This is a genomic window from Serratia rhizosphaerae, assembly GCF_009817885.1.
Lineage (GTDB): Bacteria > Pseudomonadota > Gammaproteobacteria > Enterobacterales > Enterobacteriaceae > Serratia_B > Serratia_B rhizosphaerae.
The window spans coordinates 3,496,439-3,508,059 of sequence record NZ_CP041764.1 but is presented as its reverse complement, the minus strand read 5'-3'; the positions used below and the strand labels follow the sequence as shown (position 1 = coordinate 3,508,059).

General features: G+C 59.8%; 11 protein-coding genes. 3 read left to right on the top strand and 8 right to left on the bottom strand.

The features are described 5' to 3' along the window. Positions 1–1,308, bottom strand: coding sequence for an MFS transporter (locus FO014_RS16345; RefSeq protein ID WP_160030284.1), 1,308 nt, complete (start codon positions 1,306–1,308; stop codon positions 1–3). Between the two features lie 321 nt (positions 1,309–1,629). Here FO014_RS16345 and FO014_RS16340 point away from each other — a divergent pair, with 321 nt between their 5' ends. From FO014_RS16340 to FO014_RS16330, 3 genes are all read left to right on the top strand, one after another. Further along, entirely contained in the window at positions 1,630–2,712 is a 1,083-nt protein-coding gene (locus FO014_RS16340; RefSeq protein WP_160030283.1) for a LacI family DNA-binding transcriptional regulator, read from the top strand. A gap of 62 nt (positions 2,713–2,774) precedes the next feature. Further along, a complete protein-coding gene (locus FO014_RS16335) occupies positions 2,775–3,800 on the top strand; it encodes a M4 family metallopeptidase (protein ID WP_105232176.1) in 1,026 nt (341 codons plus the stop codon). Beyond that, positions 3,800–4,141: a protealysin inhibitor emfourin gene (locus tag FO014_RS16330; RefSeq protein ID WP_160030282.1), complete on the top strand. Its 342-nt coding sequence runs from the start codon at positions 3,800–3,802 to the stop codon at positions 4,139–4,141. The genes FO014_RS16335 and FO014_RS16330 overlap by 1 nt, the downstream gene beginning before the upstream one ends. A 28-nt stretch (positions 4,142–4,169) precedes the next feature. Here FO014_RS16330 and FO014_RS16325 read toward each other — a convergent pair whose 3' ends face one another. From FO014_RS16325 to ispG, 7 genes are all read right to left on the bottom strand, one after another. Then, the gene (locus FO014_RS16325; protein WP_105232178.1) at positions 4,170–4,394 is read right to left on the bottom strand and encodes a zinc ribbon domain-containing protein; all 225 of its coding nucleotides are present in this window, start codon (positions 4,392–4,394) and stop codon (positions 4,170–4,172) included. A gap of 13 nt (positions 4,395–4,407) precedes the next feature. Beyond that, positions 4,408–5,364 (bottom strand): AEC family transporter, encoded by a 957-nt coding sequence (locus FO014_RS16320; protein ID WP_105232179.1) that lies wholly within the window; start codon positions 5,362–5,364, stop codon positions 4,408–4,410. A 209-nt stretch (positions 5,365–5,573) separates the two neighbouring features. Next, complete coding sequence (gene der / locus FO014_RS16315) at positions 5,574–7,064, bottom strand: ribosome biogenesis GTPase Der (protein WP_160030281.1); 1,491 nt, start codon at positions 7,062–7,064, stop codon at positions 5,574–5,576. 175 nt (positions 7,065–7,239) lie between these two features. Further along, on the bottom strand, positions 7,240–8,421 hold the full coding sequence (gene bamB / locus FO014_RS16310) for an outer membrane protein assembly factor BamB (protein ID WP_105232181.1): 1,182 nt from the start codon (positions 8,419–8,421) through the stop codon (positions 7,240–7,242). A gap of 12 nt (positions 8,422–8,433) precedes the next feature. Beyond that, the gene (locus tag FO014_RS16305; protein WP_105232182.1) at positions 8,434–9,054 is read right to left on the bottom strand and encodes a YfgM family protein; all 621 of its coding nucleotides are present in this window, start codon (positions 9,052–9,054) and stop codon (positions 8,434–8,436) included. Positions 9,055–9,067: 13 nt separating this feature from the next. Next, positions 9,068–10,342 carry a histidine--tRNA ligase gene (gene hisS, locus FO014_RS16300; RefSeq protein WP_160030280.1) on the bottom strand — a complete coding sequence of 425 codons (1,275 nt, stop codon included), beginning with the start codon at positions 10,340–10,342 and terminating at the stop codon, positions 9,068–9,070. Between the two features lie 127 nt (positions 10,343–10,469). Beyond that, a complete protein-coding gene (gene ispG, locus FO014_RS16295; protein WP_105232184.1) occupies positions 10,470–11,591 on the bottom strand; it encodes a flavodoxin-dependent (E)-4-hydroxy-3-methylbut-2-enyl-diphosphate synthase in 1,122 nt (373 codons plus the stop codon). Positions 11,592–11,621 lie beyond the last annotated feature (30 nt).

The following is an 11,621-nucleotide window of genomic DNA, read 5'->3' as shown; positions in this document are numbered from 1 at the left end:
TTACGGGTTAAGGTTTTTTTTCTTGCCGCGCTCGGCAATCAGGGCAATCAGGAACAGCGCGCCGATCAGGTCAAAGAAGCCCATCGCCACAAACAGCGGGCCGAAGCCGACGGTATCGGACACCGCGCCGATCAGCAGCGTGAACAGGAAGCTGGCGATCCAGGCGCTGGAACCGCGCATGCCGTTGACCGTCGCTACCTGATTTTTATCGAACGACTCCACCACCAGAGCGCTCAACATGCAGGAGATCACCTGGTGGCCGAAACCGCCGATCGAAATCAGCAGGATCGCCAGATAGGGATCTTTGGTGATCGCCACAAACGCCAGCGACACCATCAGGAAAGCGCCGGTCACCGAGCTGGCGACCACCGAGTTCACGCGCGTGCAGCCAAACCATTTACGGTACAGCGTGGTGAGGTAGCCGCTGGCGACGCTGCCGATATCCGCCGCCAAGAACGGCAGCCAGGCGAACATGGCGATCTGCTTCAGGTCCATACCGCGTTCGCTGGCCAGGTACAGCGGCACCCAGAAGCTGAAGACCGCCCAGGCCGGTTCGGCAAGGAAGGCCGGGATGGCGATGCCGTAGAATTTTTTGTTTTTGGCCAGCAGTTTGAGGGATTTAAAAAACGGCAGACGCGCCAGTTCTGGCTCATTGTCCGCACCGATCAGCGCCAGCTCCTGTTGGCTCAGATTCGGGTGCTGCTGCGGCGCATGATAGAAGCGCCACCACAGCAGCACCCAAACCATCGCCAGCGCGCCGGAGAACAAAAATGCGCCCTGCCAGCCAAAGGAGACGTGAGCAACCACGATAATCGGCGGCGCCAGCATCGCGCCGACGGAAAAGCCCACCCCGGCCCAGCCGGCGGCAATCGGCCGCTCTTTTTTCGGGAACCAGTCGGCAATCGCCTTGGCGTTGGCCGGCGTGGCGGCGGCTTCCGATGCGCCCATAAAGAAACGCAGGATCGCCAGTTGCAGCCAGCTGCCCGCGCCGGCGTGCAGCATACAGACCAGCGCCCAGACGCTGGCGCAAATCAGGAAGCCCATTTTCAGGCCGATCACGTCAATCAGCCAGCCGCACAGCGGCTGGAACAGGGTGTACGCCAGCTGGAAAGCGGCGACGACCCAAGAATACTGTTCGGTGGTCATATTCAGGCTGGTTTTCAACTCCGGCGCCAAAATGCCCAGCGAGTTGCGGGTAATGTAGTTGACCGTCACCCCCAGCAGAAACAGCGCCAGCATCCACCAGCGTAACGATTTGAACTTACGCCGTCCGCCGTGCACGGCTCCCTGGTTTATCTCAACACTCATCTTCTCTGCTCCGCGGCGTCGGCGTCTGTCGCTTCGGCCTTATTTATGGGTACATGTGTTATTCGGAGGGATTAACAGCGGCGCAAACCTCGCCCTGTTACGACAATCCGGTGCAGTAAAACCGCCAAATTGGCCTGATAACTCGGGCAAATTGGTGAACCAGATCAGACTATCGGCCAGCGATGAACAGAGAAACGTGGTTTTTTGCAAAAATTTTCATACATTAAATAACCACGGCGCGACAAGGCGGCAACGCCAGTAAATACGCGGAACCGGCGCTATGAAAAAATTTTCATCACGCGATTTGAACGAGATCACAAAATGAACGGAAAGCTGAAAGTGCAGGAAATTGCCCGCCAAACCGGCCTGTCAATCAGTACGGTTTCCCGGGTTCTGGCGGGCAAGGCCAACACCAGCAGCGCCGCACGGCAAAAGGTGCTGGAGTGCGCGCAGCGCAACGGCATTTTGCACGCCATTTCCAGCGGGCGCCTGATGCTCAACAGCGTGATGGTGTTTGCGCCACAGCGCGCGTTTGACGTGCGCACCGATATTTTTTACTACCGGGTGATTCAGGGGATTATCGCCGCGCTGGCGCAGCACGAGGTCAGGATCCGCTATTGCGCGCTGGAAGAAACGCACAGCGACGGGGCGCTGTTCCTGACCAAAATGAATGAGCCGCAAACCCAGGCGGCGCTGATTATCGGCATCGATGACGAGCATATCCACGCGCTGGCCGCCGATCTCAACAAACCCTGCGTGCTGATCAACTGCAGCGACCGCAGCATGCGGCTCGACAGCATCTCCCCCGACCATCAGCGCATCGGCGAATTTTCCGCCGACTATCTGCTGCAGCAGGGCCACCAGCGTATTCTGCACCTACAGTGCCTGCGCCGCCGCACTATGGAGCTGCGGCTGGCCGGCATTCGCCAGGCGTATATGCAGCAGCACATGCCGTTTGATGAAAGCCGGCAGCTGATCACCACCTCCGGCTTCGGCAGCGCGGAGGCGGAACAGGCGCTCGCGACCTTTATCGGCCAGCTTGGTGACCGCAACGCATTGCCGACGGCGGTGCTGGCCGGCGGCGACTATATGGCGGTCGGCGCGGTTAACGCCCTGCAACGGCTCAACTTCAGCGTACCCAACGATATGTCGGTGATGAGTATGGACGGTTTCAACCTGGCGGAAATCCACGACGTACCGCTGACCTCGCTGCACGTGCCGCGCGACGAACTGGGCGCGGAAGCCATCCAACTGCTGCAACGGCGGATGCTGCGGCCGGACGCCCCGGTCTGCAACCTGCTGCTGCAGGGGCGGCTGGCGATCCGTGAATCGGTCAAGCGTCTGAACGCGCAGCAGGCGACGCCGGCGGTGAGCACTTACCACCACAAGCTGTATGACGTGTGAACTACACTTAAGCGGAGTGCATCTGATGCGTTAACCGGCGTGGCAGCCTAAGGAGAGTCATCATGTCTAACCTGCTTGCTCGTTCCGTTATTCCGCCTTATATCCTGCGACGAATCGTCGAACACGGCAGCGTACCGCAGCGCGATTGCGCCCAGCATACCCTGAACCATGTACAGAGCCTGCTCGGCAATATGCCGCTGCGCGCCGCCGGCACGCAAACCGCCGCCGCCGGCAGCGTGGAGCGCGATATCTATGACGCGCAAAACGGCACCCAACTGCCGGGCAAGGCGGTGCGCAAAGAGGGACAACCCAGCAACGGTGACGTAGCGGTGGACGAAGCTTACGACTACCTCGGCGTTACCTACGACTTCTTCTGGCAGGCCTTTAAACGCAACTCGCTGGACAACCAGGGGCTGGTGCTGACCGGCAGCGTACATTACGGCCACGAATACCAGAACGCCTTCTGGAATGGCCAGCAGATGGTGTTTGGCGACGGCGACGGCGAAATCTTCAACCGCTTTACCATCGCCATCGACGTCGTCGGCCACGAGCTGGCGCACGGCGTTACCGAAAGCGAAGCCGGGCTGGTCTATTTTCAGCAGGCCGGCGCGCTGAATGAGTCGCTGTCCGACGTCTTTGGCGCGATGGTCAAACAGTTCCACCTGAAGCAGACCGCCGAGCAGGCCGACTGGCTGATCGGTGAAGGCCTGCTGGCCGAGGGCATCAACGGTAAGGGGCTGCGTTCGATGTCCGCCCCCGGCACCGCCTATGACGACCCGCTGCTGGGCAAAGACCCGCAGCCCGCCAGCATGCAGGATTATATTGATACCAAAGAGGATAACGGCGGCGTCCATCTCAATTCCGGCATTCCTAACCGCGCGTTTTATCTGGCGGCCAGCGCCCTGGGCGGCTATGCCTGGGAACAGGCCGGCGTAGTGTGGTACGACACGCTGTGCGACAAGGCGCTGCCGCAGGATGCCGACTTCGCCACCTTTGCCGCGCTGACCGTTAAGCACGCCGGGCAACGTTTCAGCCAACAGGTGGCGGATAAAGTTCAGGCGGCCTGGCGGCAAGTGGGGGTGGAATAATGCGTCCGCTGCCATCGTTCAGCCAGATAACGGTGATTGAACTGGCCCGGGAAGGCGGCTTCGCCTTTATTCCCAAACTGGCCGGACTGCGGCGCATCGTCGTCGCCGATATTTCGCCGGATGAATGCCAACGTCTGGAACAGTTGCTCAATCAGTCACTGCCCTACGCCCGCGAGGAGGGGCAGCCCGACTCCCCCGGCCGCGGCGACCAGCGTTATTTTCGCGTACAGATTGATTACTACGGCCAGGAGGGCAGCAGCCAAATCGTGCTGCTGATCCCGGAAAGCGAAGCGCCGCAGGCGCTGGTCGATCTGTGGCAGACCGGTCAGGTGGATAAATAGCGCGCTACGCCGCCGGTACGGAGGCGTATCAGGTCAGCGGCAGATAGCGAAAGCGCACGCGCTTTTTGCTGATTAACCCGTGGCCGTGCTGGCACAGGTAATCTACCGCGCCGCAGGCCTTCAGTTCCTGCAGCGGCTGCCCGCACTCCGGGCAGTCGGCCAGCTGTCGGTAGTCGCGCTGGCAGCCCTGACAGTGAAAGTGACCCTTCTCCCACGCCAGCGGCTGACCGCAGTCAGGACACAGTGCGTCCATCCGTTTTCTCCCGTTAGATTGCGCCCCAGGAACGTAAGAAATAAATTCCCAGCGCGGTGGTGAAGAAAGAGCCGACGGTGGTGATGGCGATAATATTGGCCGCCAGCGTCGCGTTGCCGCCCATTGCCCGCGTCATGACGTAGCTGCCGGAGGCGGTCGGCGTGGCGGAAAACAGGAAAATAATGCCCAGCGCCGCGCCCTCAAAGCCGCACAGCCAGCCGCCCATCGTCATCAGCACCGGCACCACAAACAGCTTGGCCGCCGAGGAGAGCGCCGCCACGTTGGAGGAGCGGAACATCGCCCGCAGGTCGAGGCTGGCGCCGGTGCACAGCAGCGCCAGCGGCAGCGACAGGCCGGAGATATAGCTGCCGGTCTGCACAATCACCTGCGGAATGCCCAGCCCGGTCTGGGCATACGCCAGCCCGCACACCAGGCCGATAATCAGCGGATTGGTGACGATGCCGCGCAGCAGCGACAGGCGGCTGATTTTCTTGTCCGGCCCGCCCTGCAGACTGCGCGTCAGGGTGATCACCGACAGCACGTTGAACAAAATCACGGTGACCGTCAGATACAACGACCCCAGCGCCACGCCCTCATCGCCGTAGGCGGTCATCGCATAGGCCAGGCCGACGATGGCGGTATTGGCGCGGAAACCGCCCTGCACGAAGACGCCGCGCTCGCGCGGCTCTTTCACCAGCCACAGCGCGGCGATCTCCAGCATCAGAAAGGTGGCGACGGTGCCCAGCGCGCCGTACATCACCAGCGGCAGATTAGCCAGGATATGCGGATGGTTGGTGGCAATGCTGAAAAACAGCAGGCAAGGCAGCGCCAGGTTGAACACCAGCTTGCTGGTGCCGTCGATAAAGCGATCGTCCATCAGACGCCGATAGCGCAGGAACACGCCCAGCAACATCATCAATAAATTCGGTACGGTAACGCTGAATGCAAAATTCCAGGTTTCCCAGGACATGGTGTTCCTTCAGACTCAAGTGCGGCAATAATAATACTCAGATAATAAAACGATTTCGGACAAATAAAAAAGGGCGCGGTCAACGCCGCGCCCTGTTATACCCGTCATACTCCAAGTTTCAGGTGTGTTGGCGGCGCTCAGTCACCCGAATCGCTTACCTGTGTAAGCTCATCGGGATGCCTTCCCTTGCCGCCTTCCTGTCACTCGAATTATTTGCCTTTCTTCAGATGGCTCATCAAGCGTTTGCGCTTACGCATCTGGGTCGGCGTCAGCGTATTGCGCTTGCCGGCAAACGGGTTCTCACCCTCTTTGAACTGGATACGGATCGGCGTCCCCATCACCTTCAGCGAGCGGCGGAAGTAGTTCATCAGATAACGTTTGTAGGAATCCGACAGGTCGGTCACCTGGTTGCCGTGGATCACCACGATCGGCGGGTTGTAACCACCGGCGTGGGCGTACTTCAGCTTCACGCGACGCCCGCGCACCAACGGCGGCTGGTGGTCGTCCGCCGCCATGTTCATGATCTTGGTCAGCAGCGAGGTGTTAACGCGGCGCGTGGCGCATTCGTAGGCTTCCTGCACCGACTCGAACAGGTTGCCGACGCCGCTGCCGTGCAGTGCGGAAATAAAGTGCACGCGGGCAAAATCAACGAAGCCCAGACGCAGGTCGAGCATCTCTTTGACGTGATCGCGGTCTTCCTCGCTCATGCCGTCCCACTTGTTGACCGCAATCACCAGCGAGCGCCCGCTGTTGAGGATAAAGCCGAGCAGCGACAGATCCTGATCGGAGATGCCTTCGCGCGCATCGATCACCAGCAGCACCACGTTGGCGTCTTCGATCGCCTGCAGCGTTTTGATCACCGAGAATTTCTCTACGGTTTCCGTTACCTTGCCGCGCTTACGCACGCCGGCGGTATCGATCAGCACATATTCCCGCTCATCGCGCACCATCGGAATGTAGATGCTGTCGCGGGTGGTGCCCGGCATGTCGTACACCACCACGCGCTCTTCGCCGAGGATGCGGTTGGTCAGCGTGGATTTGCCAACGTTCGGCCGGCCGACAATCGCCAGTTTGATCGGCAGATCCTGCGGGTTGAAGTCATCTTCCTCATCCGCCGGGATGCCGTCTTCTTCCAGCTCACCGTTCTGCTCCGCCCAGTAAGCGGCGTTGGCCTCTTCTTCGGTGAGCTCGACTTCCTGCTCTTTTTCCGGCACAAACGGCACCAGCACGTGTTCAATCAGCTGCGTCACGCCACGGCCGTGAGAGGCGGCGATAGGATGCACATCACCCAGCCCCAGCGCGTAGAAATCGGCGCTGGCCATATCCGGGTCGATGCCGTCAGTTTTGTTGGCCACCAGGAAGGTTGCCTTCTGACGGCTGCGCAGATGCTGGGCAATGCCCTGATCGGCAGGCATCAGCCCGGCGCGCGCATCGACCATAAACAGCACGATATCGGCTTCTTCAATCGCCAGCAGCGACTGGCCGGCCATATGGGTTTCGACGCCATCCTCGGTACCGTCGATGCCGCCGGTATCGATGATGATAAATTCGTTGCCCTCTACTTCGGCACGACCATACTTGCGGTCACGCGTGAGCCCGGGGAAATCCGCCACCAGCGCATCGCGCGTACGTGTCAAACGGTTAAACAAGGTGGATTTACCCACATTCGGGCGCCCGACCAGCGCGACGACAGGTATCATTGTTGAAGCCTCTATTACTTAATTATCAATGCGTTACCACGCTACGGATGGACACCGGCAGCGCAGCTTATAAAAATACGAAACGGCCCCTGAACGTTTCAGGAGCCGTTGTGCCCGCAGCGCCTCTAGACGGTTAGGTCCTGGCCTGCGGGTCTCGGTGCTTGAGCGGCCGGACTCAGCGGGTAAATGCGTAAACCTCGCCGCCCTTGGCCTGCACCACCAGCTTCTCGCCCGCCACCATCGGCGCAGACAGGAAGCCGGAGCTGTCCACTTTCTGCTGAGCAACGAAACGGCCGTCGGTGGTGTTGATCCAGTGCAGGTAGCCTTCGGAATCGCCAACCACCAGATAACCATTATACATCGCCGGCGGCGTCAGGTTACGGTGCAGCAGTTCGCTCTGCGTCCAGACGGTCACGCCGCCTTCGGTGCTCAGGGCAATCACGCGGTCGTTTTGGTCAACCATATAGATACGGCCGGCATCAACGATAAAGTCGCTCACCGAACCCAGCTCGCGCTTCCACATAATCTGGCCGGAGCGCAGATCCAGCGCCGCCAGGTTGCCATTATACCCCAATGCGTAGACTACGCCGTCAACAATCACCGGCGTGGTGTCAACGTCATTCAGACGGTCGATTTCCGTGGCGCCGCTCGGCTGGGAAATGCGCTGCTGCCAGATCAGCTGGCCCTGCTGCATCAGCACGGCGTTAACGCGGCCGTTATCACCGCCGACAATCGCTGCGCCGTAGGCGGTGGACGGAGCGGATTCGCCGCGCAGAGACAGCGCCGGCATATCCAGGTTAACGGTCCACTTCACCGCGCCGTCGGCCTCATTAAACGCCTGCAGCTGGCCGTTGCTGGTATGCACCAGCACCATGCCGTCGCTCACCACCGGACGGGACAACACTTCACCGGCGGCCTTGGCCTGCCAGGCCAGCGTGCCGTCAGAGGTGTTAAGTGCGTAAACCACCGCCTTCTCGCTGCCCACATAGGCATTGGAGCCGGCAACCGTCACGCCGCCGGATAACAGGGCTGAACGGTTACTCGAGAAGAAGCCGGTTTTCTCAGACAGATCGGCCTTCCACTTTTCTTTACCGCTTTCGGCGTCCAGCGCCTTCACAATGCCATGACGGTCGGCAGCATACACGGTGCCGTCCTGGTAGGCCGGACGCAGGTGCGAATAATATTCGCCGATGCCGTCGCCGACTGAGGTGCTCCAGGTTTTGCTCGGAGTAAACTGATTTTCAACTTTTGGCAGCGGAGACATGGTGACCACGTCTTCTTCGCTGTTGAACAGCGAACAACCGCTCAGCAGGGCGGCGGAAACCAGCCCGACCAAGAGTGTTTTACGCAATTGCATTGGGAATTCCCCTTAGCTGGACAAGTTATTCAATTTCATGCGCAGCAGCGCCTGCTGAGCCTGAGAAGGATTGGATTCAAGACCTTTGCTGTAGGCTTCACGCGCGCCCTTGGCGTCGCCTTTCGCCAGCAGTACGTCGCCGCGGATGTCCGCCTGCATCGCCGCCCAGCCCTCGCCTTTGACGCCATCCAGCGTTTTCAGTGCTTCATCCAGCTTTTTTTCCTGCAGTTGGACGCGCGCCAAACGCAGGTTAACGATTGACAGCAGGTTATCTTCTTTCGCTTTCCCCTGCGCCAACACCAGTTGCTGTTCCGCTTTTGCAAAATCTTTTTGTTCAACGAAATGCTTCGCCAGCTCCATCGCCGTCATCACGCCATAGCTGTTGCCATTCGCCTGAATGAACTGCTCCGCAGCGGCGACGTCGCCCGATTTGCCGGCAGCCAGCGCTTCGCTGGTCTGCTGATAAGACTGGGAGGCAGCCAGCATATTGGAGTCCTGATGACTCTGCCAGATACGCCAGCCAACCAGGGCACCAATGCCAAGCACCACGCCGACCGCCAGCGCCTTGCCGTTTTCGGCAAAGAAGCGACGGAGAGCGTCAACCTGTTCGTTTTCGGTGGTATAGACTTCCACGGTGTCCTTCTCCTTAACCTAACATCAAAGCCAGCTTCGCCGCGAGTTCGCTTTGCGCCAGCGTTTCTTGTTCACCACTACGCAGGTCTTTTACCACCACCTGCTGCTGCGCCACTTCATCTTCACCCAGGATCAGCGCCACGCGAGCGCCCCATTTATCCGCGCGGGTAATTTGCTTCTTGAAGTTGCCGCCGCCGTAGTTGGTCATTAATTTCAGCTGCGGCGCAGCGTCGCGCACCTGCTCCGCCAGACGCATCGCCGCGCTCTGCGCCCCCGCACCGGAGGAGATGACATAAATATCCACCGCCGGATCGGGCTGGAACTCCGGGTTCACCGCCTGCACCAGCAGCACCAGACGCTCCAGCCCCATGGCGAAGCCTACCGCCGGCGTGGCGCGGCCGCCCAGTTGCTCGACCAGACCGTCGTAACGACCGCCGGCGCACACGGTACCCTGCGCGCCCAGGCTGGTGGTGACCCACTCAAACACCGTGCGGTTGTAATAATCCAGGCCGCGCACCAGACGCTCATTAACGGTATATGGGATGCCGGAGGCGGTTAAAAGTTCACACAGGCCGTCGAAATGCGCTCTGGACTCGTCGTCCAGATACTCGGACAGGCGCGGCGCATCATTCAGCAGCGCCTGTACGTCCGGGTTCTTCGAATCCAGCACCCGCAGCGGGTTGCTGTACATGCGACGCTTGCAGTCTTCGTCCAGCACCTCGACGTGCTGCTCCAGGAACGCCACCAGCGCATCGCGGTAGTTGGCGCGCGCCTCCAGCGAACCGATAGAGTTCAGCTCCAGCTTGACGTGCTCGGCGATGCCCAGCGCTTTCCACCAGCGCGCGGTCAGCAGGATCAGTTCAGCATCGATATCCGGCCCCTGCAGGCCGAATACTTCGGCGCCCAGCTGATGGAACTGGCGATAGCGGCCTTTCTGCGGACGTTCATAACGGAACATCGGGCCGATATACCACAGACGCTGTTCCTGATTGTACAGCAGACCATGTTGGATACCGGCGCGTACGCAACCCGCCGTACCTTCAGGACGCAGCGTCAGGCTCTCGCCGTTGCGGTCGTCGAAGGTATACATCTCTTTTTCCACGACGTCGGTCACTTCACCGATGGCGCGTTTAAACAACGGGGTCTGCTCTACAATCGGCAACCGAATTTCGCTGTAACCATAGCTGCCCAGCACCTGCTTCAGGGTGCCCTCAATACGCTGCCATAATGCCGTTTCTGCCGGCAGGTAATCGTTCATGCCGCGAATGGCTTGAATGTTTTTTGCCACGTGAGTTCTCTGTTCGTTTTATATAAAAATGAACCCGATTATAGGGACTTTCGCCTGCGTGATTCAATGCGCAAGCGCCCCCGGGTTCATCTGGGGGGCAGACATCAGGCCTGCCCGGCAATAGTGCTTACTTTTCCAGCATGTTGACCGTAATGCGGTTGCTTTCATCCATCATCGCCGCTTTGGCGCGGATCTTGGCTTCCAGCTGGTCAATCATCTGTTCGTTATCAAAGCGCTCTTTCTGACGCACGCCGTCTTCGTAGAAGCCGCTTTTCTTATGACCGCCGGTCACGCCCATCGTCGAAACCAGCGCCTCGCCGGGGCCATTGACCACGCAGCCGATAATCGATACGTCCATCGGCGTGATGATGTCTTCCAGGCGCTGCTCCAGCGCATTGACCGTGCCGATCACGTCGAACTCCTGACGCGAGCAGGTCGGGCAGGCGATAAAGTTGATGCCGCGCGAACGGATACGCAATGACTTCAGAATATCGAAGCCGACCTTCACCTCTTCCACCGGATCCGCCGCCAGCGAGATGCGCAGCGTATCACCGATGCCTTCCGACAGCAGCAGGCCCAGACCAATGGCCGACTTCACCGACCCGCTGCGTGCGCCGCCGGCTTCGGTAATCCCCAGGTGCAAAGGCTGATCGATGCGCGCGGCCAGCAGGCGATAGGACTGCACCGCCAGGAATACGTCGGAGGCTTTCACGCTGACCTTGAACTGGTCGAAGTTGAGACGGTCGAGAATATCGACGTGGCGCATCGCGGACTCCAGCAGCGCTTCCGGCGTTGGTTCGCCGTACTTTTCCTGCAGGTCTTTTTCCAGCGAACCGCCGTTGACGCCGATACGAATAGGGATGTTCTTATCGCGCGCGCAGTCAACCACTGAGCGAATGCGCGATTCATTGCCGATATTGCCGGGGTTGATACGCAGGCAATCGACGCCGTATTCGGCCACCTGCAGGGCGATGCGGTAATCGAAGTGGATATCCGCCACCAGCGGTACGTTGACCCGCTGCTTGATCTGCTTGAACGCCTCGGCGGCGTCCATGGTCGGTACGGAAACGCGGACGATATCAACGCCGACGCGCTCCAACGATTTGATCTGGTTAACCGTGGCTTCGACATCGGTAGTACGGGTATTGGTCATGGACTGCACCGCAATCGGCGCGCCATCGCCAATGGGCACCTTGCCGACGTAAATGCGTGTTGATTTGCGACGGTTAATCGGTGCTTGGTTATGCATCACTTACTCTTCTCCATTGCTGCTCATCAC